The sequence below is a fragment of the Rhodovarius crocodyli genome (genome assembly GCF_004005855.1).
Taxonomy (GTDB): domain Bacteria; phylum Pseudomonadota; class Alphaproteobacteria; order Acetobacterales; family Acetobacteraceae; genus Rhodovarius; species Rhodovarius crocodyli.
On the sequence record NZ_SACL01000005.1, the window covers coordinates 301,207 to 325,621 of the forward strand.

The window sequence follows — 24,415 nt, forward strand, 5'->3', positions numbered from 1 at the left end:
AAGTCATGACCACCAAGTTTGATCCCGTCACGCTCGAACTGCTCTGGACGCGCCTCGTCTCCATCGTGGACGAGGCGGCGGCGGCCCTGCTGCGCACCTCCTTCTCCGTCATCGTGCGTGAGAGCCATGACTTCGCCTGCGTGCTGACCGATGCGCGCGGCCATTCCCTGGTGCAGGCGACGGATGGCGTGCCGTCCTTCCTGTGCACCGTGCCGCGCACCATCGGGCATTTCCTGGCCGAGTTCCCGCCCGAGACGCTGCGCGAGGGCGATATCCTCATCACTAATGACATCTGGCTGGGCACCGGCCACCTGCCGGACATCACGGTGGCCAAGCCGATCTTCCTGAACGGCAAGCTGCTGGCCTTCGCGGGCTCCGTGGCGCATGCGCCGGACATCGGCGGGCGCATCCGCACCGCTGAGTCGCGTGAGGTGTATGAGGAAGGCCTGCAGATCCCGATCATGAAGGTGGTGCGGGAAGGCACCATCGACGACACCTTCGTGCGCTTCCTGCGCAAGAACACCCGCGTGCCGGACCAGGTGATGGGCGATCTCTATGCCCAGTTCACCGCGCTGGACCTGATGGAGCGCCGCCTGCGCGGCCTGCTGGGCGAACACGGCCTTGAGGATCTGGTGGAACTCGCCGACGAGATCCATGGCCGCTCCGAGGCCGCGACCCGCAAGGCGATCCGCGCCGTGCCCGACGGCGTCTATCACGCGGAGGTTCTGACCGACGGCGTGGAGCAGCCGATCCGCCTGAAGGTGGCCCTGCACAAGCAGGGCGACAGCATCATGGCCGACTATGCCGGCACCGACAGCCAGGTGCCGCGCGGCATCAATGTCTGCCTGGCCTATACGCTGGCCTACACCGCCTTCGCGGTGAAGGCGGCGCTGTGCCCGGAGGTGCCGAACAATGAGGGCGCCTTCCGGCCCATCACCGTCTCCGCGCCCGTGGGCTGCATCCTGAACTCCACGCCGCCCTATGCCGGTGCCAACCGCGCGCTGACCGGGCATTTCATCCCGCCGATGATCCTGCAGGCGCTGGCCGACGCCATCCCGGACAAGGTGATCGCGGGGGTGGGCTCGCCGCTCTGGAGCCTGAACTTCGCCGGGGTGCGGGCGGATGGCTCGCCGATCGCGAACCAGTTCTTCATGAACGGCGGCTATGGCGCGGGCTCGACCCATGACGGCGCCAATGTGCTGTCCTGGCCGTCGAACGTGTCCGCCGCCCCGGTCGAGATGATCGAGCAGGGCGCGCCCTTCCGCATCCGCCACCGGCGCCTGCGCACGGATACCGGCGGCACCGGCCAGCATCGCGGCGGCAATGGCCAGGAATGGGCCTTCGAGAGCCGCAACCCCACCCCGGTGGCCATCACCTTCATGGCAGAGCGCACGCGCCCGGAAGCGGCGGCCCCGGGCCTTGCCGGCGGCGGCGAGGGCACGCCCGGCGCCGTGCTGGTCGACGGCACGGTGGTGGACCCCAAGCGCCAGCACATCCTGAACCCCGGCAGCACCGTGGAGCTGCGCACCCCGGGCGGCGGCGGCTACGGCAGCCCCGCGCAACGCGACGCGGCCCACGCCGCGCAAGACATCGAGGACGGTCTGGTGACGGAGACCAAGCTATGAGCGCGCTGGCCATCGATATCGGCGGCACCTTCACCGACATCGTCCTGTTCGACGAAAAGACGGGCCGCTTCGCCGCCCATAAGGAACTGACCACGCCCTCCGACCCCGCGCGCGGCGTCGTGACGGGCATCAGGCACCTGTTCGCGGCCGAGGGCACGGATGCCGCGAAGGTGGACCGCGTGGTGCATGCCACCACCCTGTTCACCAACGCGCTGATCGAGCGCCGCGGCGCCGTCACCGGCCTGCTGACCACCCAGGGTTTCCGCGACACGCTGGAAATCGGGCATGAGCGCAAATACGAGTTGTATGACCTGCATCTGCCGCTGCCCCAGCCCCTGGTGCGCCGCGCCCTGAGGCAGGAGGCGCTGGAGCGCCTGGCACCCGACGGCACGGTGGAAATCGCCCTGGATGCCGCAAGCGTCCTGGCCGCCGCCGACACGCTGGTCGCCAAGGGCGTCGAATCCCTGGCCATCTGCTTCCTGCATGCCTACGCCAATCCCGCGCATGAGCGTGAGGCAGCGCGGCTGATCGCGGAGCGCCACCCCGGCCTGATCCTGTCGCTGTCCAGCGACGTCTCGCCGCAGATCCGCGAATTCGACCGCAGCTCCACCACCGTCGCCAACGCCTATGTGAAGCCGCTGGCCGAGAAGTACCTGAACCGGCTGTCGGGCGATCTGGCCGGCATCGGCATCACCGCGCCGCTGTTCATGATGCTGTCCAACGGTGGCCTGACCCATGTGGACGAGGCCAAGCGCGTGCCGGTGCAGCTGCTGGAAAGCGGGCCTGCGGCGGGCGCGCTCTCGGCTGCCTTCTTCGGTGAGCGTTCGGGCCAGCGCGACCTGCTGGCCTTCGACCTGGGCGGCACCACCGCCAAGCTGGCCCTGGTGCATGGCGGCGAGCCGCTGGTGGTCCATAAGTTCGAGGCAGGGCGCGAGCGCCGCTTCACCGCCGGCAGCGGCCTGCCGCTGAACATCTCGACCATCGAGCTGATCGAGATCGGCGCGGGTGGCGGTTCCATCGCGGCGCATGATGCGCTGGGCCTGCTGAAGGTCGGCCCGCGCAGCGCGAGCTCGGTGCCCGGCCCCGCCTGCTATGCGCGCGGCGGCACGGAACCCACCGTCACCGACGGCAACCTGCTGCTGGGCTATCTGGATGCCGACACCTTCGCCGGCGGCACCATGAAGCTGAGCACCCAGGCCGCCGAGACCGCCGTGGGCCGCCTGGCGGACGAGGCAGGCATGGATTTGCCGCGCACCGCCTCGGGCATCCATGCCGTGGTGAATGAGACGATGGCGGCGGCGGCCCGCGTGCATGTGGCCGAACAGGGCCATGACCCGCGCGACTTCGCCCTGCTGGTCACGGGCGGCGGCGGCCCGCTGCATGGCTGCGAGCTGGCCCGGCGCCTCGGCATCTCCCAGGTGATCTGCCCGCCGGGCGCCGGTGTTGCCTCGGCGCTCGGCCTGCTGCTGGCGCCCGCCCGGGTGGACCGGGTGGCGACGGTGACCCGGCGCCTGGACGGCCTGGACCACGCGGCGCTGGAGGCCGAATACGCGGCCCTCGAAGCCGAAGCGCAGGCCGTGATCAGCGCCACGCTCGGTGCCGGGGCCAGGCTCACCATCCGCCGCTCGGCGGATCTGCGCTTCGTCGGCCAGGGCTATGAGCTGATCACCGACCTGCCCGCCGGCCCCTATGGCGCGGAGACGGAGGCCGCGATCCGCGAGGCCTTCCAGGCCGGTTACGAGCGCGTCTTCTCCCGCCGCCCGGCGGTGGCCGCGATCGAGATCATCAACATCCGCGTCTCCGTCACCAGCGCGGCGGCCGGCGGCTCGCTCGACCCCGACGTGCCCGTCGCCGCCGAGGGCGCGGCGCAGACCGGCACCCGCCAGGCCCGCTTCGGCGATGCAGCCTACTCCGCCCCGGTGCTGGACCGCCGCCGCTTGGCGGCCGGGTCCGAGGTGATCGGCCCCGCCATCATCGAGGAAGCCATGTCCACCCTCTTGATCCCGCCCGCCGCCCGTGCGGTGGTCGAGGCCAGCGGTAATATCGTGATCCATCTTTCGGAGACGCGCTGATGTCCCTCCCTCTCTCCCACATCAAGGTGCTGGACCTGACGCGCGTGCGCTCCGGCCCCACCTGCGTGCGGCAGCTGGCCGATTGGGGTGCGGACTGCATCAAGATCGAGGCGCCCGACGAGGTCGATACCGGCAAGGGCATGGGCGGCGCGCGCAACGGCCCCGACTACCAGCATGTGCACCGGAACAAGCGCGGCATCACCATCAACCTCAAGAAGCCCGAGGGGCTGGCCGTGTTCAAGCGGCTGGTCGCCCAGGCCGATGTGGTGGTCGAGAACTACCGCCCGGACGTGAAGGCGCGGCTCGGCGTGGACTATGAGTCGCTGGCGAAGATCAACCCGCGCATCATCCTGGGGTCGATCTCGGGCTTCGGGCAGGATGGCCCCTATGCCCGCCGCCCCGGCTTCGACCAGATCGCCCAGGGCATGGGCGGGCTGATGAGCGTGACCGGTGAGCCCGGGCGCGGCCCCATGCGCGTGGGCATTCCGGTGGCGGACCTGACCAGCGGCATGTTCTGCGCCATCGGCATCCTGATCGCGCTGATCGACCGCGAGAAGACCGGCAAGGGCCGCTGGGTGCATACCTCGCTGCTCGAAGCCATGGTCGCGATGATGGACTTCCAGGCCACGCGCTGGACCATGGCCGGCCAGGTCCCGCAGCAGGCCGGCAACGACCACCCCACCACCGTGCCCACCGGCCTGTTCCACACCGCCGACGGCGTGATCAACCTGGCCGCCGGCGGGGATGAGATGTGGCGCCGCATCGTGGAAACCCTGGGGCTGGAGGAGGAGACCAAGGCGCCGGAGCTGGCGACCGAGAAGGCGCGCTCCGCCAACCGTGCCAAGGTGAACGCGACGCTCCAGGCCAAGCTGCTGGCCGACACGGCGCAGAACTGGATCGAGCGGCTGAACAAGGCGGGCGTGCCCACCGGCCCGGTCTATTCCATGGACCAGGTGTTCGCCGACACCCAGGTGAAGCACCTGAACCTGTCCTTCCCCGTGCAGCACCCGACGCTGGGCGAGATCAACCTGGTCCGCACGCCCATCCAGATGCCGGGCGTGCAGAACCCGCGCCGGCCCACGCCGGATCGCGGCCAGCACACGGATGAGGTGCTGGCGGAATTCGGCTTCTCGGCCGAGGAAATCGCGGCCCTGCGCGCGGAGAAGGCGCTGTGACCAGCTTCATCCACTTCGACGTCTCGGGCGGCGTGGCCCGGCTGACGCTGGACAACCCCCGCCGGCTGAACGCGATGAACGCCGAGATGTGGCAGGCCATGCCCGGCCTGCTGCGCCGGGTGGCGGAGGATCCCGCCATCCGCGTGCTGGTGCTGGCCGGCGCGGGTGAGCGCGCCTTCTGCACCGGCAACGACATCAGCGAGTTCGACACCATCCGCAACAACCCCGAGGCCGCCGCCCGCTACAACGGCTGGCAGCGGGAGGTGGCGCACGGCCTGCAGCGCATGGAGAAGCCCATCATCGCGGCCATGCACGGCTATTGCCTGGGCGCCGGCTTCGAATTCGCGCTGATGGCCGATTTCCGCCACGCCGCCGCCGATACCCGCGTGGGCATCCCCGCCGTGCGCCTCGGCCTGCCCTATCGGCTGGAGGACATCGAGAAGGTGGCCGATGTGGTGGGACTGGGGCGCGCGCGGGAAATGGTGCTGCTCGGCCGGCAGTATGGCGGTGAGGAACTGCGCGAGCTGGGGCTGGCGCAGCAGGTGCTGCCCGACATCGCGGCCATGGAGGCCAGCGTGGCCGAGCTGGCGCGCGAACTGGCGGCCAACGCGCCGCTCAGCCTGCGCGCGGCCAAGATCGCCTTCCAGGAACTGGCGCGCCGCGAAGGCCCGCCCGACCGCGCCCGCACCGACGTGGCGGAGGACGCCTGCTACGCCAGCGCCGACTATGCCGAGGGCAGGCGGGCCAAGGCGGAGAAGCGGCCCCCGGTGTTCACCGGCGCCTAGGCAAGGGCCTCCTCCTCCTCCCGCACCCTGGCGGTGCTGCCGAAGCGCACATACAGCGCCGGCAGCACCATCAGCGTCAGCAGCGTGGCGGAGATCAGCCCGCCGATCACCACCGTGGCGATGGGCTTCTGCACCTCGGCCCCCGCCCCCGTCGCCAGCGCCATGGGCACGAAGCCCAGCGAAGCGACGAGCGCGGTCATGGCCACCGGCCGCAGCCGGTCCATGGCGCCGCGTCGCACGGCCTCGGCCTTGTCCAGGCCCTCCGCCATCAGCTGCTTGATGTGGTTGACCATCACCAGCCCGTTCAGCACGGCCACGCCCGACAGGGCGATGAAGCCCACCGCCGCCGACACCGACAGCGGCATGCCCCGCAGCCACAGCAGCGCGATGCCCCCCGTCAGCGCCAGGGGAACCGCGCTGAACACCAGCAGCGCATCCCGCGGCGTGCCCAGCGCGCTGTAGAGCAACAGGAAGATCAGGAAGAAGCAGCCCGGCACCACCACCAGCAGCCGCTGCCGCGCGGCCTCCAGGTTCTCGAACTGCCCGCCCCAGGTGATGAAGTAGCCGGCCGGCAGCGTCACGTCGCGCGCCACGGCGGCCTGCGCCTCCGCGACCACCGAGGCGATGTCCCGCCCGCGCACATTCGCGGTCACGACCACGCGGCGGCGGCCGTTCTCGCGGCTGACCTGGTTCGGCCCCTCGGTCAGCTGGAAGCCGGCCAGGCTGCGCAGCGGCACGGAGCTGCCGCGCCCGCCGGGCAGCGCCACCGGCAGGTTGCCCAGGGCCTCGATGTCGTTGCGGATGGCGTCCGGCACCCGCACCATGATGGCGAAGCGGCGGTCGCCCTCGAAGACGAAGCCTGCCTCCCGCCCGCCGATCGCGGTGCCGATCACCTCATGCACCGCGCTCATGCTCAGGCCGCGCCGCGCGATTTCCTCGCGGTTCACCGTGATCTCCAGGAAGGGCAGGCCGGTGGCCTGCTCCACCCGCACATCCTCGGCGCCCGCGATGCCGCGCAGGGCCGTGGCGATCCGGTTGGCGGCGGCCAGCATCGGCTGGAAGTCGTCGCCGAACACCTTCACCGCCAGGTCGCCGCGCGTGCCGGCCAGCAGCTCGTTGAAGCGCATCTGGATGGGCTGGGTGAACTCGTAGTTGTTGCCCGGCACCCGCTGCACCGCCTCCTGGATCCTGCGCACCAGCTCCTCCTTCCCCAGCGAGGGGTCGGGCCATTCGGCGCGCGGGCGCAGGATGATGAAGGCGTCCGAGACGTTCACCGGCATGGGGTCCGCCGCGACCTCGGCCGTGCCGGTCTTGGAGAACACGACCGCCACCTCCGCGAAGCGCGACACCGCTTCCTCCACCTGCAGCTGCATCGCCTGGGACTGCGTCAGCGCGGTGGAGGGGATGCGCAGGGAGTGCATCGCGATATTGCCCTCATCCAGCTGCGGGATGAACTCCGACCCCAGCCGCGCGCCCAGCGCGAGGGAGGCCAGGAACAGCAGCCCCGCGCCCCCGATGACCGGGCCCGGGCGCCGCAGCGCGAAGCCCAGCGCCGGGCCGTAGGCGCGCTTCAGCCCGCGCACGATCCAGTTTTCCTCCTCCGTCACCTTTCCCGTCACCGCCAGCGCGATCATGGCCGGCACGAAGGTCAGGGACAGCACGAAGGCCACGGCCAGCGCGATGATCACCGTCAGCGCCATGGGGGCGAACATCTTGCCCTCCACCCCCGTGAAGGTCAGCAGCGGCACATAGACCAGGATGATGATGGCCTGGCCGAAGACGGAGGGGCGGATCATCTCCCGCGCGGAGGCGGAGACGGTGTGCAGCCGCTCCCTCAGGGTCAGCTGGCGGCCCAGCTCGTGCTGCTTCTCGGCCAGGTGGCGCAGGCTGTTTTCCGCGATGATGACCGCACCGTCCACGATCAGCCCGAAATCCAGCGCGCCCAGGCTCATCAGGTTGGCGCTGATCCCGCCCTCCAGCATGCCGGTCGCCGTGATCAGCATGGTCACGGGAATGACGAGCGCCGTGACCACCGCGGCCCGCAGGTTGCCCAGCATCAGGAACAGGATGACCACAACCAGCAGCGCGCCCTCGCCCAGGTTCTTGGCCACGGTCTGGACAGTGGCGTTCACCAGCTCCGTCCGGTTCATCACGGTGCGCAGCTGGATGCCGGGCGGCAGCGTGCGCGCGATCTCCTCGATGCGCGCGTTCACGGCGGTGGAAACGGTGCGGCTGTTGGCGCCGATCAGCATCAGCGCGGTGCCGACCACGGCCTCCTGGCCGCTCACACTCGCGCTGCCGGTGCGCAGCTCGCGGCCCACCAGCACCTCGGCCACGTCGCGGATGCGCAGCGGCACCCCCTCACGCGTCGCGACCACGACGTTGCGGATATCGTCCAGCGTCTCCAGCCGGCCGCCGGAGCGCACGACATAGCCCTCGCCGCCGCGCTCGATATAGCCCGCGCCGCGGCTGGCATTGTTGCGCTCCAGCGCCTCGGCGATATCGGCCAGCGTCAGGCCCAGGCCGATCAACCGGGCCGGGTCCGGCTGCACATGGTACTGCTTGACCTGGCCGCCGATGGAATCGACGCCCGCAACACCCGGAATGTTGCGCAGGCGCGGCCGTACCACCCAGTCCTGGATGGTGCGCAGATAGGCGGTGCGCTCCAACTCCGTCGCCAGGCGCTGGCCCTCCGCCGTGACGTAGCTGCCGTCGGCCTGCCAGCCGGGCCGTCCGTCGCGCACGACATCGCCCGCCTGGCGCGGCGCATAGCCGATGGTCCACATCGTGATCTCGCCCAGGCCGGTCGTGATCGGCCCCAGCCGGGGCTCCACACCCTGCGGCAGCAGCTCCCGCGCGTCGGTCAGGCGCTCCAGCACCTGCTGCCGGGCGTAGTAGATGTCCACGTCGTCGCGGAACACCGCCGTGACCTGGGAGAAGCCGTTGCGCGAGAGGGAGCGCGTGGATTCCAGCCCCCTGATGCCCGCGAGCGCCGTCTCCACCGGAAACGTCACCTGCATCTCCACCTCATAGGGCGAAAGGGCGGGCGCCAGGCTGTTGATCTGCACCTGGTTGTTGGTGATGTCCGGCACGGCGTCGATCGGCAGCCGCAGCAGGGAACGCAGGCCGAAACCGGCCACCGCCGCCACCAGCAGCACCACCAGCCAGCGCTGCCTGACGGAGAAATCGAGGATACGGGCGATCATGGTTTCATGCCCTCAGTGCGAGTGCTCGGCTTCGGCCTTGCCGATCTCTGCCTTCAGGATGAAGCTGTTGCTGGCCGCATAGCGCTCACCCGGGTCCAGCCCGAAGACGATTTCCACATGCTCCTGGTCGGAGCGGCCGAGCACGACCTCCCGCCGCTCGAAGCCTTCCTGCGTGCGCACGAACACGACATCCTCGCCGCCGATCTGCTGGATGGCGGCACGCGGAACCATGATGTCCACCGCAAGCTCCGCCGTCGCGAGTTCCGCCGTGACATAGGCACCGGGGCGCAGCGCGCCGTCGGGGTTCGGCACCTCCACCACCGCGCGGGCCGACCGCGTCTCGGGGTCCAGCACCGGGCTGAGAAAGACGATCCGCCCCTCGGCCCGCAGCGCGCCGTCGCCGCTGAGCCGCACCGCCGTGCCCTCTGCCGCGAATTCGACGCTGGCGGTCGGCACCGCGAGCTCGACCCAGACGGAGGACAGTTCCGCCACGCTGTAGATCTCGGTCTCGGCGGTCACGGCCGCGCCCAGCATGGCGGGGCGGGCGGTGATGCGCCCGGCGATGGGCGCGCGCACCTCGCGCCGGCGCAGCGCCTCGATGGGCTGGCGCGGCAGTTCCTGCAACTCGGCCTCCGTCAGGCCCAGCGCCGCCAGGCGCTGCCGCGCGAGGTCGAGGCGGATCTGCGCCTCCTGCCAGTCGGTGCGGGCCTTCAGGAAGTCCTGCTCGGCGGACACCCGGCGCGCCCACAGGCGCTGCTCGCGCTCGAAGGTGACGCGCGCCAGCTCGGTGGTGCGCAGCGCGGCCAGATATTCGCCCTTCACGGTCGCGATCTCACCGCCCTCGATCACCGCCAGCACCTCTCCGGCCTGGACGGTATCGCCCAGGCGGCGGTTCAGCGCGGTGACGATGCCCGCCACCCGCGCGGGCACCCTGGCCTGCCGGTCGGCGCTGGCCGAGACCGTGCCGGGCAGCGAGACGCGGCGCACGATGGAGCCGGGCGCGGCCGCCGCGATGTCGATCCGGGCCGCGCGGATCTGTTCCTCCGACAGGCGCAGGGCCCCTTCCCCGGCCTCGCCCTCCGCGCCGTGGCCATGCCCGGCGGCGGCGGGCGCCGCCTGCCGGTCGAGGCCCATCACGGTGCGGATCGCACCAGGCACAGAGGGGACGACGACAGCGACGCCCAGCGCCAGGGCGGCGCCGGCAGCCACGGCAATGACAGGTTTCATCGGGAAGTTGTTCCAGTCGGCTCTTGGGCGCGGCCGCGCAGGCGGGCGATATCGGCCCTGACCTGCTGCACGGCGAGCTGCGCGGTGTTCAGTTCCTCCCGCACGTCGGAGAGCGCGCGCTGGGCGTCCAGCACCTCCAACAGCGAGAACTTGCCCTCGGCATAGCCTTCCCGCGCATGGCGGGCGGCTTCCTGGGCGGCGGGCAATGCGGTGCGGCGCAGCGCGTCGGCGGCGCGCCAGGCCTGTTCCAGCCGGCGCTCCGACTCGCTCATGGAGGCATCGAGGTAGAGGCGGCCGCGTTCGGCCTCGGCCTCGGCGCGCGCCACCTCGGCGCCCGCGCGCATGATGTTGCCCTGGTTGCGGTCGAAGACCGGCAAGGGGATGCTCAGGCCCAGCACGAAGGAGGCATCGCCCCCGCCCTCCCGGTAATGGCGCACGCCGCCGCTGACGCTGACATCCGGAATGGCCAGGCGGCGCTGCACCTCAAGTTCCGACCGGCGCTGGGTGGTCAGGGCGTCCAGCCGGGCGCGGTCCAGCTGGTCCGCCGCCATGGCGGCCGGGGCCGCGGGGCGCGGGCCCAGATCGTCGAACCAGCCGGCACGGGCGGCGTTGACCTGCACCGCCGGCGCGGCCAGCAGCGCGGCCAGGTTGCGGGCCGCGATGTCCGCGTTCTGCTGCGCGCGGCCGAGTGCGACGCGCGCGGTCTCACGCGCGACCTCGGCACGGCGCTGCTGGGCCAGGGCATCGCGCCCGGCCTCGACCCGTGCCTGGGTGGCGCGGATCACCTCATTGGCCAGGCGCAGGCGTTCCTGGGCGATGTCGATCTCACGCAGCGCGGCCACGGCCTCGGCCAGGGTGCGGGTCACCTCGCGGATCAGTTCCAGCCGCACCGCCTGCGCGTCCAGCCCGGCCAGGGCCAGGGCATCCTGGGCGGCGCGGATGCGGCTCTGGCGCTGGCCGCCCACCTCCAGCCGCTGCGACAGCGTGGCCGTCGTCTCCAGCGAGCGGATGCCCGCATAGCTGCGCGTGCCCCCGAAGCCGTCGCCGGAGATCGAGACCTCCGGATTGGGGCGCAGGCCGGCCTGCAGCCGGTCGCCCTGGGCCGCGCGCACGCCGGCGGCAGCCCCCCGCAACACGGGCGCGCGCGCCAGCGCCAGTTCCACGGCCTGTTGCGGAGAGGTGATCACGAGCCGGCCGTTGGCCGGCTGCTGGGCCAGCGCCGGCAGCGGGGCTGCGAGCAGCGCGATCAGGCTGAGGCGAAGCATGCGCGACCTGCTAGCGAACCGGATCGACGCTGTAGCGCCCCGTGCCCACCACGCCGTCGGGGCCGCGCAGCGTCACGGTCGCGCGGAACTTGCCGTCGAAGGCGAAGTCGATGGCGGCCGTCAGCCGGTTGGCGCCCGCGGGGCGGAACTCGATCGTCCGGCGCTCATTCCCGCGCGCCAGAACCGAGGCCGAGGCGCTGTAGCGCGCGGCATCCACGGGGCGCTCCTGGGCGTCCAGCAGCAGCAGGGTGGCCTCATTGGCGCGTGCGATCAGCTCCACCTCAAGGTTGCCGATCTTCACTTCCTGTCCCTGGTGGGAATGGCCGTGTGCCTGGGCGAAGGCCCGGGCCGGAACAAGGGCCACCGCGAGGGCCGCGAGATGTCTGCGTTGCATGTGTATCTTCCTTCGGTGTTCAGGGGCGTTCCGCGACGGGGGCCGGCGGCCTCAGCGGCAGGGTGACGAGCACCCGCAGCCCCCCTTCGGAACGGTTGGAAAGGGCGAGGACGCCGCCCTCGGCCGCGACGAAGCGGGCCGCGATGGTCAGGCCCAGCCCGACCCCGCCGGTGGAGCGGTTGCGGCTTTCCTCCAGCCGGTGAAAAGGCTGCAGCACCCGCTCCAGCTCGGCCTCGGGAATGCCGGGGCCGTCATCGGCGATCTCGATCTCGACGCGCTGGTCCAGCGCGCGCAGCGCCACCCGGGCATTGCCGCCATAGGTCAGGGCATTGCCCAGCAGGTTGGACAGCACACGGCGCATGACCACGGGCCGCAGCACCTGCACCAGCCGCACCGGCCCGTCGAAGGTCACATCGGCGCCCGTGTCGCCCGCGCCGTCGCACAGGGTGCGCAGCATGGCCGCCAGGTCGGTCGGGCGCGCCGCCTCGGCGATGGCGCCGTCACGCATGTAGTCGAGGACGGATTCGACCATGCCCGCCATCTCGTCGAGATTGGCGTCCAGCTGGTCGCGCGCCTGCTCATCCTCCAGGAAACCCACCAGAAGCCGCATCCGGGTGATGGGGGAGCGCAGGTCGTGCGACACCGCGGCCAGGGCCAGGGTCCGGTCCTCCAGCAGGCGGCGGATGCGTTCCTGCATGGCGTTGAAGGCACGCGCCGCGCGCTGCATCTCGATCGGGCCTTCCTCGCGCAGCCTGACCGCGCTCTCATCGCGCCCGATGCGGTCGGCGGCGGCGGAAAGGTCGGCCAGCGGCCGCGTCAGGTTGCGCAGCACAAAGACGGACGCGACGCCGACGCTGACGGCCAGCACCACCAGCGCGATGAAGCCGATCGGATCGAAGGGCGTGCCGTGGCCGCCCCGGAACAGCGGCATGGCGAAGGACACCGCACCCGCATCATCCACCCGCAGGCTGCCGACCAGCAGGTGATGGCGCCCCGGGTCCCCCCAGGCCAGGTGCACATCCCGCAGCTCCGGCACCGCCGCGATCATCTCCTGGCGCAGATCCTCCAGCTCGGCATCGCCGTCCCGCTGGGGCAGCGCCTGCACGATGCCGGGCCAGTGCAGCTCCAGCGCGGGGCCCGAAAGGGCATGGGCCGTGCTGTCGCGCTGCTCCACTGGCGTGAGGGAGAGGGTGCGCGCGGAACGCCACAGCGTCTCGGCCATCGCGCGGTCGCGGCTGGCCTGGTGGCTGCTGCGCAGCGACACCTCATGAATGCCGACGCTGCCGACATGCAGCACGACCAGCCCGGTGACGAGCACGAACATCGCGCGGCCGGCCAGCCCGTTCGGCCACATCCGCTGCAGCAGGCGCCTCACCGGTGGCCGACCTCGGCCACGAAGACATAGCCGGCCCCGCGCACCGTCTTGATCAGCGGGGGAGAGCCCTCAAGCGGCTCGATCTTGCGGCGCAGGCGGCTGACCAGCACGTCGATGCTGCGGTCGAACAGGTCACCGATGCGGCGGCGGGCGGTCTCCAGCAGTTCCTCGCGGCTCAGCACCCGGTGCGGATGCGCCAGGAAGGCCATGAGCAGGTCGAACTCCGCGCCCGACAGGTCGACCAGCGAGCCGTCGGGCGCCGTCAGCTCCCGCCGGCCGAGGCTGAGCGCCCAGCCGTCGAAGGTCAGCTCCCCTACCGGGGCGGCGGGTGCCGACTGGGCCTCGGGCGCCGCGCCCGTGCGGCGCAGCACCGCGCGCAGCCTGGCCACCAGCTCCCGCCGGCCGAAGGGCTTCACGACATAATCGTCGGCGCCGAATTCCAGGCCGAGCACGCGGTCCATCTCCTCGGCCCGCGCGGTGAGGAACACGACCGGTATGCGCGAGGAAGCGCGCAGCTCCTTCAGCAGCTCGACCCCCGAGGCACCGGGCAGCATGACATCGAGCAGGATGAGGTCGATCGCGATGGCGGGCGTGCGCAGCACCTCGCGCATTTCGCGCCCGTCCCGCGCGGGCGTGACGGTGAAGCCGTTGTCGCGCAGGTGGCGGGCGATGAGGTGCCGCATCTCGCCGTCATCCTCGACGACCAGGATGTGCGGCTGGGGGGCCAGCGCGTCGCGCAGGGTGGGTTCGCGCTCGCTCACGGGCGGCTTTCCGCGCACGGAAGGCCAAGGCTCGGCCGGCTGAAAGAAAACTGGGGTTGCGACACGTCGATCTCCTGCGCGGCCACTCATAGAGCAGCGGTCCCGGGAGGAGATTTCTTAGTATGACAAAACATTTCCTGGCGACGGCGGCAGGCGCCGCCGCCAGGGCAAATCAGTCGATGCGGATGTCGAGCGCCTTCACCGGCGCCTCCCACCGCGCGCGGTCCTCGGCGATGAAGCGCGCGAATTCGGCGGGCGTGTTGGTGCTGAGCACGGCGGCTTGGGCGCGGAACACCTCCTGCACGGCGGGCGCGCGGGCGGCCTCGGCCATGGCCTGGGCCAGCTTTTCCGCGGCCTCGGCGGGCATGCGGGCGGGGCCCAGCAGGCCGAACCAGTTGCCGCCCTCCACCGCCACGCCGGCCTCACGCAGGGTGGGCACCTGGGGCAGCAGCGGCACGCGCTCGGCCGCCGAGACCGCCAGCAGCTTCACCCGGCCGTCGCGCGCGGCGGCTTCCGCCCCGCCGGCGGTCAGGAACATGCAGTCCACCTGGCCGCCGATCACGGCGGTGATGCCGGGGGCCTGGCCGGTGAAGGGGGCGTGCAGCGCCTCCAGCCCCGCCGCCTTCAGCAGCAGTTCCATGGTCAGGTGGGACGTGCTGCCGACCCCCCAGGAGGCATAGGAGACACGCCCCGGTGCCTCCCGCAGCTTCGACAGGAAGCCCGCGAGGTCCGTCACGCCCATGTTCTGCCCGACCGCCAGCGCGAAGGGCGCCCGCGCGAACAGGCTGACCGGGCTGAAGTCGCGCACCGGGTCATAGGCCAGGCGGCGATAGACCAGCGGGTTGATCGCATGGGTCTCGGCATTGCCGAGGATGAGGGTGTGGCCATCGGGCGCGGCGCGCGCCACGGCCTCCGTGCCCAGCGCGCCGGTGGCACCCGGGCGGTTTTCCACCACCACCGGCTGGCCCAGAGGGCCCGCCATGGCCTGCGCGATGGAGCGCATCACCACATCGGCCAGGGCGCCGGGCGGCCAGGGCACGATGACGCGCACGGGGCGGTCCGGGAATGCCGCCCAGGCCAGGCGCGGCGCGGCCAGCGCGGCCGCGGCGAGGATTGCGGTTCGACGATTGATCTTCATGGCGCCTTGATCTCCACCCCTGCCCAGTTCTCGACCGTCTTCGCGATCGATGTGAAATCGCTGTCCAGCCCATGCAGGGCCGCCGTGATCGCCAGCATCTGGCGCGTGGCATTGCCCACCGGCATGGGCACGCCCATGGCCTCCGCTTCCTCCAGGCACAGGCGCACGTCCTTCAGGGACAGGCCGGTGGTGAAGCCGAAATCGAAGGTGCGCGGGATGACGGCGCGCGGAAACTTGTCCTGCGTGGCGGAGTTGCGGCCGCTGCTCGCGTTGATGACCTCGCACATCAGGTTGGGGTCCAGCCCCGCCTTCACGCCCATCGCCAGGGCCTCGGACGATGCGGCGAGGGCCGTGGCCGCGAGCAGGTTGTTGCACAGCTTCATCACCTGCGCCTGGCCCGGCTTTTCCCCGCAATAAAAGGGCTTGCCGAAGACGCGCAGCACCGGCTCCAGGCTGTCGTATTCCGCGCGCGGGCCGCTGACCATCAACGCCAGCGTGCCGGCGGCGGCACCGCCCTTGCCGCCGCTGACCGGGCAATCGAAGGTGCTGCGCCCGGCCTCGGTGAAGGCGGCCGCGACCTCACCGGCCACGCGCGGGCCGGTGGTGGAAAGGTCCACGAAGCAGCGCGCGCGCTGGCCGGCCAGCACGCCATCGGGCCCGAGCGCCACGTCGCGCAGGATGGCGGGGGTGGGCAGGCTGCCGAAGACGAGGTCGGCGCGATCGGCCACTTCTCGCGGGCTGGCGGCGGCGGTGGCGCCCTTGGCCACCAGCTCCGCAAGCGGGCCGGGGGCGCGGTCGAACACCACGACGGGGTGTCCGGCCTCCAGCAGCCGCGCGGCCATGCGGCTGCCCATCTGGCCCAGGCCGATGAAGCCGAGAACTCGATCCGCCATGGGCGGTTCCTCCTTATCGGCGGTTTATCGATACCGAAGCCGGCAGCGCCGATGAAGGCGCGTCACAGCACGGTCGTCCGCCCTTAAATGATATCGGTATCATAGGCACCGGCAGGGCGATGTCCAGCCCGGATCAGGTGCTGGCGCGGTGAATGATCTCGAAGCGCAGATCCACCGCCAACGGGCCGGACGCGCGGCCCTGGATCCGGTCCAGCAGCACTTCCGCGCTGCGCCGCCCGATCTCCAGCCGCGGCAGCTTCAGCGTGGTCACGGGCGGCACCAGGTGGCCCAGCAGGTCGAAATTGTCGAAGGCCGCGATCGCGACCTTCCCGGGCACCGGCCAGCCGCGCCGGGCACATTCCAGGCTGGCGCCCATGGCCAGCACATCGCCCGCGAAGAAGATGGCATCGGGAACCACCGGCCCTTCCATCAGCCGCAGCAGCGCCTCGGCACCGCTGGCCAGCCCGCCGGGCATTTCCAGCATCAGCGCGGGCTCGAAGGGCAGCCCCGCCTCCTCCAGCGCCGCGCGATAGCCCAGCTGCCGGTCGCGGCTGCGGGCGTTGGTGGCGGCATGCAGGCTGACGAAGCCGATGCGCCGGTAGCCCAGCCGCGCCAGATGCAGCGTCATGGCGCGCGACGCATCCTGGTTGGAGTAGCTGACCACCATGTCCAGCGGGTCGGGCACCAGCGTGCCGTTCTCCACCACCGGCACGCCGGAGCGACGGATCATCTCGACCGCCGCCGGGGTATGGGTGGTGTCATGCAGGATGAGGCCCGCCACCCGCTGCTCCAGGAAGGCGCGGATCGCGGCTTCCTCCGCCTCCATGCTGTAGCCGCTGTCGGCGATCATCAGCTGGTGGTCGTGCCGGCGCAGCACGTCGGAAATACCCTGCACCGTGCTGGCGAACAGCGAGTTCTCGATGCTGGGCACCACCAGGCCGATGATGCGCGACCGGCTGGAGGAGAGGCTGCCGGCCAGCTTGTTGGGCACATAGCCCACGGCGCGCACGGCCTCCGCCACGCGCGCCCGCACATCGGGGGAGACCTTGGCCGGGTCGGTCAGCGCGCGAGAGACGGTCATGGTCGAGACCTGGGCCATGCGCGCGACATCGCGCATGCGTGCGGCCCCTGATTTCCCGTCCTCGCGCGTCATCTACACCGCCCTTACCCAGCCCCCATCCGCGTCCAGGATGGCCCCCTGGATGTAGCCCGCCCCGGGGCCGGCCAGGAAGGCCACGATCTCGGCGATCTCCTCGGGCTCCCCGAAGCGCGATACGCCGGTCTCGGCGGCGATCAGACCGGCGGCGGCCTGCATGTCCACGCCACGTTCCTTCGCCATGGTCGCGATGCGCCCGGTCAGCCGGTCGGTGCGGATGCTGCCGGGGTTGATGCAGTTCACCCGCACCCCGTCCTGCACGCCGCGATCGGCCATGGCCTTGGTGAAGTTCATCAGCGCGGCGTTGACCGACCCGCCGATGGTGAAATCCGCGCTCGCGACCCGGCCGCCGACACCCGCGATCAGCACGGCATTGCCCCGCGCCGCCTTCAGATGCGGCCAGGCCGCGCGCAGCAGCCGCACCGCGCCCATGAACTTCAGCGCATAGCCGTCGGCCCAGGCCGCATCGTCCAGCGCCAGGAAATCCCCGCGCTGGGTGGCGCCCGCGCTGTGCACGAAGATGTCGAGCCCGCCGAAGGCCTCCACCGCCCGGGCCACGGCGCCGGCGCAGGCATCGGCGTCCCGCAGGTCGGCCGGGATGGCAATGGCGCCGGGCATGCCCTCCAGCGGCGGGGCGCCGCGGGCCGCCAGCGCCACCCGCGCGCCCGCCGCCGCCAGCCGCCGCGCGATGGCGAGCCCGATGCCCTTGCTGGCGCCGCTGACCAGCGCGCGCTTGCCCTGCAATGTCGGTTCCATCATTCCACCCTGATCCGGGCATCGCGTACCACGCGGCCGATCTTCTCGACATCCTGGGCCATGAAGCGGCCGAACTCCTCGGCGCTGCCGCCCACCACCTCGGCGCCCATTTCCAGCAGGCGGGCGCGTTCGGCCGGCTGTTCGATGATGCCGCGCAGCGCGGCGTTCAGCCGCTGCACCGCCGGCTGCGGCATGCCGGCGGGCCCGATGCAGGCGTACCATTCATCGATCGCGAAGCCGGGCAGCCCCGATTCCGCGATGGTCGGCACGGTGGGCAGATAGGCCGTGCGCTGCGCGGAGGTGACGGCGATGGCCCTCAGCGCGCCCTCCCGCACGAAGGGCAGGGTGGAGCTGGCATTGCCGAACATCAGGTTCACATGCCCGCTGACCACATCGGCCAGCGCCGGGGCGCCGCCGCGATAGGGGGCGTGGATCATGTCCACGCCGGCGGCCAGCTTGAACATCTCACCCGAGATATGCACCGCAGACCCGATGCCGGAGGAAGCGAAGGTCAGCTCCCCCGGCCGGCGCTTGGCCATGTCGATCAGGTCCTGCACGGTGCGGATGGGCGAGGAGGTGGGCACCACCAGGATATTCGCCACATTGGCCAGCAGCAGCAGCGGCGTGAAGTCGCGGATCGGGTCATAGGGCTGGCGGGTCAGGATCGCGGCCGAGATCACGGTGCTGGTCACCATGCCGAAGATGTGGCCGTCATTGTTCGACCGCGCGAGCTCCGCGGCACCGATCGCACCCGAGGCCCCGCCCCGGTTCTCGATCACCACCGGCTGCCCCAGCGCCGCCGAAAGCTGCGGCTGCAGCTGGCGCGCCAGGATGTCCGTGGTGCCGCCCGGCGGCCAGGTGACCAGCAGCTTCACGGGGCGGCTGGGGAAGCTTTGCGCATGCGCCAGGGCCGGCGCCGCAAGACCGGCCGCCAGCAGTGTTCTTCTTTTCATTGGTCGTTTCTCCCGGTGTTGTTCTCGTCGCTAGCTGGCGGACCACCCCCCATCCATGGGGATGACAGAGCCCGTGATGTCGCGCCCGGCCTCACCGCACAGCAGGGCCGCCATGGCGCCGATGGCGGGGGCCGCGACGAAGCGGCCGGTGGGCTGCTTGCCCGCCAGGAAGCGGGCGCTGGCCTCGGCATGGCCGATGCCCTGCGCCGCCATGGCGGCCTGGATGCGCCCCTCGATGTTGGGCGTGAGCGTGGAGCCCGCGCAGATCGCGTTGCAGGTGATGCCGGTGGCGGCCGTCTCGGCCGCGATGGCGCGCGTCAGGCCGATCAGCGCGGTCTTGGTGGTGACGTAGCCCACGCGCTCCGTCGTGCCGACAAGGCCGTAGATGGAGGACATGTTGATGATCCGCCCCCAGTCGCGCGCCCGCATGCCGGGCAGCGCCAGCCGCGCCAGGTGGAAGGGGGCCGAGAGGTTCACCGCGATGTCCTGGTCCCAGTCGCGCGGTGCGGTGTTCTCCACCAGGCCGAAATGGCGGATGGCCGCGTTATTCACCAGGATGTCGATGGGGCCGAGCCGGCCCATCATCGCCTCGATGGCGGCGGGGTCCGCCAGGTCCGTGCCGTCGAAGCGCGCCTTCACCCCCTGCCCCGCGATGGCGGCGACGGCGGGCATGGCCTCCTCGGCGCCGGCCAGGCCGTGCAGGACGATGTCGCAGCCCTCGGCCGCGAGAGCGGAGGCCACCGCATGGCCGATGCCGCCGACCGAGCCGGTGACGAGGGCCACCCGGCCACGCAGGCCGCCTGATGAGCGGCCGCGTGCCGCTTCTGTGATCGATATCATAACATCACGCTAGTCCGAAGCCGGGTTGCAGCACAAGCCGGGTTTACGGCGGCACGCCGCTCAGTTACCGATATCAAAAATCATGAGGAACACGCCATGCTGGCCCATCGCCGGACGATCTTGCTGGGTGCCGCCGCGCTGCCGTTGCCGGCGCTGGCCCAGGCCTGGCCGCACCGCCCCATCCGCCTGATCGTGCCCTATGCCCCAGGCGGCGGCACCGACGTGTTCGCCCGCGCCCTGGCCGAGGGGCTGCGCCCGCTGCTGGGCCAGCCCGTGCTGGTCGAGAACCGGGCGGGCGCCAGCGGCATCGTGGGCTCCGAAATGGTCGCGCGGGCCGAGGCCGACGGCCAGGTCTTCCTGGTCGATACCGGCAGCCACGCCCTGAACCCCTATGTGATGCCCAGCCTGCCCTACAACACGCAGCGGGACTTCACGGCGGTGTCGCTGCTGTCGCGTTTTCCCATCCTGCTGGCGGCCAGCGGCCAGGCGCCCTTCAGCGATGTGGCGGGGCTGGTGGCGGCCGCGCGCGCGGCGCCGGGCACCATCGGCTTCGGCACCTCCGATGCCGCGATCTCCTATGCCGGCAACCTGTTCACCCGGCTGGCCGGGATCAGGATGGAGGAAGTGACCTATCGCGGCGCGGCCCCCATGCTGAACGACCTGATCGCCGGGCATCTGCCCACCAGCTGGAACAGCACCGTCGCCGCCCTGCCGCACCTGCAATCGGGCCGCATCCGCGCGCTGGGGGTGACCACCACCGCCCGCACGCCGCTACTGCCCGATGTGCCCACCCTGGCCGAGGCCGGGGTGGCCGGATACGATTTCGCCGGCTGGTACGGCATGCTGGCACCCGCGAACCTGCCGCCCCCCATCGCCGCCCGCATGGCCGAGGCCACCGCCCAGGCCCTGCGCGAACCCGCCATCCGCCAGCGCCTGCTGGGCATCGGGGTGGACCTGCAGCCGCTCGGCCCCGACGAGTTCCGCACCTTCCTGCATCAGGAGGACACGCGCTGGGCACAGGCCGCCCGCGACGGCCTGATCACCCGCGCGCAATAGGAGAACGCCATGGCTTACGCCGCCGAAACCCTCGGCCGCTTCGTGGCGGATTCCCGCTGGGAGGACATGCCCCCCGCCCTGCGGCATGAGGCCAAGCGCAGCATCCTGAACGCCGTGGGCTGCGGGCTGGGCGTGGCACGCGACCCGGCCGTGACCACCGCCCTGGCGGTGATGCGCCCCTTCTCGGGCGCGCCGGAATGCACGGTGCTGGGACAGTCCGCGAAGCTCGACCCCATGGCCGCCAGCTTCGTCAACGCCATCGCCTGCAACCTGCTGGACTATGACGACACCCACCTGAACACGGTGATCCATCCCACCTCGCCCATCGCCCCTGCCCTGCTGGCGCTGGCCGAGCAAAGGGGCCTGCCGGGGGCGGCCGTGCTGCACGCCTTCCTGCTGGGCGGTGAGGTCGCTTGCCGCGTGGGCAATGCGGTCTCACCAGGGCATTACGCGCGGGGGTGGCACATCACCTCCACCTGCGGGGCGCTGGGGGCCGCGGCCGGCGCCGCGAAGCTGCTGGGCCTGACGGCCGAGCAGACCGCGCACGCCATCGGCATCGCCACCTCACAGGCCGGCGGCACGGTCGAGAACCTGCCGAGTGCCGCCAAGAACGTCAGCGTGGGCAATGCGCCGCGCCACGGCATTCTCTCGGCCCTGCTGGCGCAGCAGGGCTACAAGGCGGCACCGCGCTCCATCGAGGGCCCCCTGGGCTTCGCCCGCGCCATGGGCGACGTGCCGATGGTCGAGGAGATCACCGGCGGGCTGGGAGAGCGGTGGGAAATCGCGCGCAACACCTACAAGCCCTATCCGGCCGGCATCGTGTTCCATGCCGTGATCGACGCCTGCCTGGCGCTCCGCGCCGAGGCGCCGGCGGAGGCCATCGACAGCGTGACGGTCGCCGGTGATGCCCTGCTGCTGGCCCGCGGCGACCGCGCGGTGAACAATGAGCGCGATGCCCGCGTCAGCATCCATCACAGCGCCGCGCTGGGCTTTGTCCGTGCCAGTGCCGGGGTGGCGGATTTCGAGATGCCGGCCGTGCTGGACCCGGTGCTGTCCGCCTTCCGCGCCAGGGTGACGGCGCGCCTGGAGCCCGCGCTGCCGCGCGGCGCCGCCACCGTGACCTTGCGCCTGAAGGATGGGCGGGAGCTGACCCGGACCGTGACCGACCCGATCGGCAGCGAGGCCAACCCGATGTCCGATGCGGCGCTGGAGGCCAAGTTCCGCGACAATGCCGCGATCGGCGGCGTCTCGGCCCGAGCGGATGAAGCCATCGCCGGTTTCTGGGCGCTGGACGGCGCGGGCAGCGTGGGCAGGCTGATGGAAAGCTGCGGCTAGACCGCTCTCTTTCCGCGGAAAAGAAGAAATCCGGGGCTTCGCTCAGGAAGCCCCGGACCAACAGATTACAGCGCGCCGCCCTTGCGGCCGGCCATGGCGCCCAGGCGCAGGCGCAGCGCGTTCAGCTTGATGAAGCCCTGCGCGTCGAACTGGTCATAGGCGCCCTGGTCTTCCTCGAAGGTCACATGCTTCATGGAATACAGGCTGTGCGGCGACTGGCGGCCGGTCACGATGGTGTTGCCCTTGTAGAGCTTGAGCCGGACGGTGCCGGTCACGCTCTTCTGGCTCTCATCCACCAGGGACTGGATCATCCGGCGCTCCGGGCTGAACCAGAAGCCGTTGTAGATGATCTCGGCATACTTCGGCATCAGGCTGTCCTTCAGGTGGGCAGCCTCGCGGTCCAGCGTGATGCTCTCCATCGCGCGGTGCGCGGTGTAGAGGATGGTGCCGCCCGGGGTCTCGTAGCAGCCGCGGGACTTCATGCCGACGAAGCGGTTCTCGACCAGATCCAGGCGGCCGATGCCGTTTTCCTTGCCGAGCGCGTTCAGGCGCGTCAGCAGGGTGGCGGGCGACAGGCGCTCACCATTGATGCCCACCGCGTCGCCGCGCTCGAACTCGATGGTGATCTCGGTCACCTTGTCCGGCGCGTCCACGGGGCTGACGGTGCGCTGCCACACGATCTCGTCCGGCGCGTCCCAGGGCTCCTCCAGGATCTTCCCCTCGGAGGAGGAGTGCAGAAGGTTCGCGTCGACCGAGAACGGGGCCTCGCCGCGCTTGTCCTTCGCGATGGGGATCTGGTTGGCTTCCGCGAACTCCAGCAGCTTGGTGCGGCTGGCCAGATCCCACTCGCGCCAGGGCGCGATCACCTTCACGTCCGGCTTCAGCGAATAGTAGCCGATCTCGAAGCGGACCTGGTCGTTGCCCTTGCCGGTCGCGCCGTGGCTGACGGCATCCGCGCCCACCATCTCGGCGATCTCGATCTGGCGCTTGGCGATCAGCGGGCGCGCGATGGAGGTGCCCAGCAGATAGCAGCCCTCATACAGCGCGTTGGCGCGGAACATCGGGAAGACGAAATCCTTCACGAATTCTTCGCGCAGGTCGTCGATGAAGATGTTCTCGGGCTTGATGCCCAGCATCAGCGCCTTGTCGCGTGCCGGGCCCAGCTCCTCGCCCTGGCCCAGATCGGCGGTGAAGGTCACCACCTCGCATCGGTAGGTGGTCTGCAGCCACTTCAGGATCACGCTGGTGTCGAGCCCGCCAGAATAGGCCAGCACAACCTTCTTCACGTCCTTCACGGTCATCGACCATCACTCCTGCAACAGAATGGCGCGGATAGCGCCCGGCGGGCAGGCTGGCAACCGGGGCGGGGAAAGACCATTGTTCCAGACATGACGCTCGAAGCCGATCTGCTGCTGGACCGCCGGCGCCTGAAGTCCAAACTGCTGCGCTGGCGCGTGCTGGCGGTGGTGCTCGGCGCGGCCGCGCTGGCCGCGCTGCTGCCGCTCGGCATCCTGCGGCAGGTGGGGGGCGATTATGTCTCCCGGCTGGAGGTCACGGGCACGATCGGAGAGGACCGGCGCGTGGTCCAGGCGCTGGACCGCATCCGGCGCGACGAGAATGCGCGGGCGCTGATCCTCTATATCAACAGCCCCGGCGGCAGCGTGGCGGGCGGACAGTCCCTGCACGAGGCCCTGCGGCGGCTGGCGGCCGACAAGCCCGTGGTGGCCGTGATGGGCGGCACCGCCGCCAGCGCCGGCTACATGATCGCCCTGCCCGCCGCCCGCATCTTCGCCCGCGAGGGCACGCTGACGGGCTCCATCGGCGTGCTTATGCAGAGCTTCGAGGTGAGCGAGCTGCTGGCGCGGATCGGGGTGCGGCCCGAGACCATCGCCTCCGGCATCCTGAAGGACCAGCCGAGTCCGTTCCGGCCGCTGTCGCCCGAGGGCCGGGCGGCGCTGGAATCCGTCGTGCAGGACATCCAGTCACAATTCGTAACGATGGTCGCGGAAGGCCGACGCATGCCCGAGGACCGGGTGCGGGCGCTGGCCGATGGCCGCGTCTTCTCCGGCCGCCAGGCGATGGCGGCGGGGCTGGTGGACCAGATGGGCGGAGAGGTCGAAGCGCGGGCCTGGCTCGCGGAAAACCGGGAAGTCCCGGCCGATCTGCCGCTGCGCACCAGCCAACCGCGCGGTTGGTCGGAGCGCATGCTGGGCGCGGGCGCGGAAAGCCTGGCCAGGGCGTTGATTCAGTCGGTTTTCGGGCAAGGCGGCCTTCAGGCCGCGCTGCAACATTGACAGCGCGTAAGCCATGCGTCAGCGTTTTGAATGAATGATCGAGAAGCATTCTCAGCTGGGCGGAGGCTCTGCGGCCGCTCACGAACCTGCGTATGGCGACGCGATATCC

Annotated in this window: 20 protein-coding genes; 7 read left to right on the forward strand and 13 right to left on the reverse strand. The window is 71.1% G+C overall.

The annotated features are described in order from the left end of the window. The first annotated feature begins 5 nt into the window (after nt 1-5). Genes EOD42_RS16270 through EOD42_RS16285 form a run of 4 tightly spaced genes read left to right on the forward strand, consistent with a single transcriptional unit; the run spans nt 6 to nt 5,657 of the window. Nucleotides 6-1,625 (forward strand): hydantoinase B/oxoprolinase family protein, encoded by a 1,620-nt coding sequence (locus EOD42_RS16270; RefSeq protein ID WP_127788606.1) that lies wholly within the window; start codon nt 6-8, stop codon nt 1,623-1,625. Next, nucleotides 1,622-3,697 (forward strand): hydantoinase/oxoprolinase family protein, encoded by a 2,076-nt coding sequence (locus EOD42_RS16275; RefSeq protein ID WP_127788607.1) that lies wholly within the window; start codon nt 1,622-1,624, stop codon nt 3,695-3,697. The genes EOD42_RS16270 and EOD42_RS16275 overlap by 4 nt, the downstream gene beginning before the upstream one ends. After that, nucleotides 3,697-4,872 (forward strand): CaiB/BaiF CoA transferase family protein, encoded by a 1,176-nt coding sequence (locus EOD42_RS16280; RefSeq protein ID WP_127788608.1) that lies wholly within the window; start codon nt 3,697-3,699, stop codon nt 4,870-4,872. The genes EOD42_RS16275 and EOD42_RS16280 overlap by 1 nt, the downstream gene beginning before the upstream one ends. Continuing rightward, a complete protein-coding gene (locus EOD42_RS16285) occupies nt 4,869-5,657 on the forward strand; it encodes an enoyl-CoA hydratase-related protein (RefSeq protein ID WP_164867974.1) in 789 nt (262 codons plus the stop codon). Before EOD42_RS16280 ends, EOD42_RS16285 begins: the two co-directional genes overlap by 4 nt. On the opposite strand, the gene EOD42_RS16290 is transcribed toward EOD42_RS16285, so the two are convergent. The 12 genes from EOD42_RS16290 to EOD42_RS16345 all read right to left on the reverse strand — a co-directional run bounded on the left by EOD42_RS16290 (nt 5,654) and on the right by EOD42_RS16345 (nt 19,621). Continuing rightward, the gene (locus EOD42_RS16290; protein ID WP_127788610.1) at nt 5,654-8,863 is read right to left on the reverse strand and encodes an efflux RND transporter permease subunit; all 3,210 of its coding nucleotides are present in this window, start codon (nt 8,861-8,863) and stop codon (nt 5,654-5,656) included. The two genes, EOD42_RS16285 and EOD42_RS16290, sit on opposite strands and share 4 nt — an antisense overlap. Before the next feature lie 12 nt (nt 8,864-8,875). After that, a complete protein-coding gene (locus tag EOD42_RS16295) occupies nt 8,876-10,090 on the reverse strand; it encodes an efflux RND transporter periplasmic adaptor subunit (protein WP_127788611.1) in 1,215 nt (404 codons plus the stop codon). Then, the gene (locus EOD42_RS16300) at nt 10,087-11,355 is read right to left on the reverse strand and encodes a TolC family protein (protein WP_127788612.1); all 1,269 of its coding nucleotides are present in this window, start codon (nt 11,353-11,355) and stop codon (nt 10,087-10,089) included. Before EOD42_RS16300 ends, EOD42_RS16295 begins: the two co-directional genes overlap by 4 nt. Before the next feature lie 10 nt (nt 11,356-11,365). Then, entirely contained in the window at nt 11,366-11,749 is a 384-nt protein-coding gene (locus EOD42_RS16305) for a hypothetical protein (protein WP_127788613.1), read from the reverse strand. A 19-nt stretch (nt 11,750-11,768) separates the two neighbouring features. After that, nucleotides 11,769-13,124, reverse strand: coding sequence for an ATP-binding protein (locus EOD42_RS16310; RefSeq protein ID WP_127788614.1), 1,356 nt, complete (start codon nt 13,122-13,124; stop codon nt 11,769-11,771). After that, entirely contained in the window at nt 13,121-13,885 is a 765-nt protein-coding gene (locus EOD42_RS16315) for a response regulator (protein WP_276318154.1), read from the reverse strand. Before EOD42_RS16315 ends, EOD42_RS16310 begins: the two co-directional genes overlap by 4 nt. 172 nt (nt 13,886-14,057) lie before the next feature. Continuing rightward, nucleotides 14,058-15,023 (reverse strand): Bug family tripartite tricarboxylate transporter substrate binding protein, encoded by a 966-nt coding sequence (locus tag EOD42_RS16320; RefSeq protein ID WP_127788616.1) that lies wholly within the window; start codon nt 15,021-15,023, stop codon nt 14,058-14,060. Next, entirely contained in the window at nt 15,020-15,916 is an 897-nt protein-coding gene (locus tag EOD42_RS16325; RefSeq protein ID WP_127788617.1) for an NAD(P)-dependent oxidoreductase, read from the reverse strand. Before EOD42_RS16325 ends, EOD42_RS16320 begins: the two co-directional genes overlap by 4 nt. A gap of 133 nt (nt 15,917-16,049) precedes the next feature. Continuing rightward, complete coding sequence (locus EOD42_RS16330; protein WP_206020378.1) at nt 16,050-17,033, reverse strand: LacI family DNA-binding transcriptional regulator; 984 nt, start codon at nt 17,031-17,033, stop codon at nt 16,050-16,052. A 36-nt stretch (nt 17,034-17,069) separates the two neighbouring features. Beyond that, nucleotides 17,070-17,831 carry an SDR family oxidoreductase gene (locus tag EOD42_RS16335; protein WP_127788619.1) on the reverse strand — a complete coding sequence of 254 codons (762 nt, stop codon included), beginning with the start codon at nt 17,829-17,831 and terminating at the stop codon, nt 17,070-17,072. Next, nucleotides 17,828-18,781, reverse strand: coding sequence for a tripartite tricarboxylate transporter substrate binding protein (locus EOD42_RS16340; protein WP_127788620.1), 954 nt, complete (start codon nt 18,779-18,781; stop codon nt 17,828-17,830). The genes EOD42_RS16335 and EOD42_RS16340 overlap by 4 nt, the downstream gene beginning before the upstream one ends. A gap of 30 nt (nt 18,782-18,811) precedes the next feature. Beyond that, the gene (locus tag EOD42_RS16345) at nt 18,812-19,621 is read right to left on the reverse strand and encodes an SDR family NAD(P)-dependent oxidoreductase (RefSeq protein WP_127788621.1); all 810 of its coding nucleotides are present in this window, start codon (nt 19,619-19,621) and stop codon (nt 18,812-18,814) included. 96 nt (nt 19,622-19,717) lie between these two features. Here EOD42_RS16345 and EOD42_RS16350 point away from each other — a divergent pair, with 96 nt between their 5' ends. Then, the gene (locus EOD42_RS16350; protein WP_127788622.1) at nt 19,718-20,677 is read left to right on the forward strand and encodes a tripartite tricarboxylate transporter substrate-binding protein; all 960 of its coding nucleotides are present in this window, start codon (nt 19,718-19,720) and stop codon (nt 20,675-20,677) included. A gap of 9 nt (nt 20,678-20,686) precedes the next feature. After that, complete coding sequence (locus tag EOD42_RS16355; RefSeq protein WP_127788623.1) at nt 20,687-22,012, forward strand: MmgE/PrpD family protein; 1,326 nt, start codon at nt 20,687-20,689, stop codon at nt 22,010-22,012. A gap of 65 nt (nt 22,013-22,077) precedes the next feature. Here the strand turns inward: EOD42_RS16355 and EOD42_RS16360 are convergent, their stop codons facing one another. Further along, nucleotides 22,078-23,313, reverse strand: coding sequence for an argininosuccinate synthase (locus EOD42_RS16360; protein WP_127788624.1), 1,236 nt, complete (start codon nt 23,311-23,313; stop codon nt 22,078-22,080). An 87-nt stretch (nt 23,314-23,400) separates the two neighbouring features. On the opposite strand from EOD42_RS16360, the gene sppA reads away from it, so the two are divergent. Next, a complete protein-coding gene (gene sppA / locus EOD42_RS16365; RefSeq protein ID WP_127788625.1) occupies nt 23,401-24,306 on the forward strand; it encodes a signal peptide peptidase SppA in 906 nt (301 codons plus the stop codon). Nucleotides 24,307-24,415: the final 109 nt, after the last annotated feature.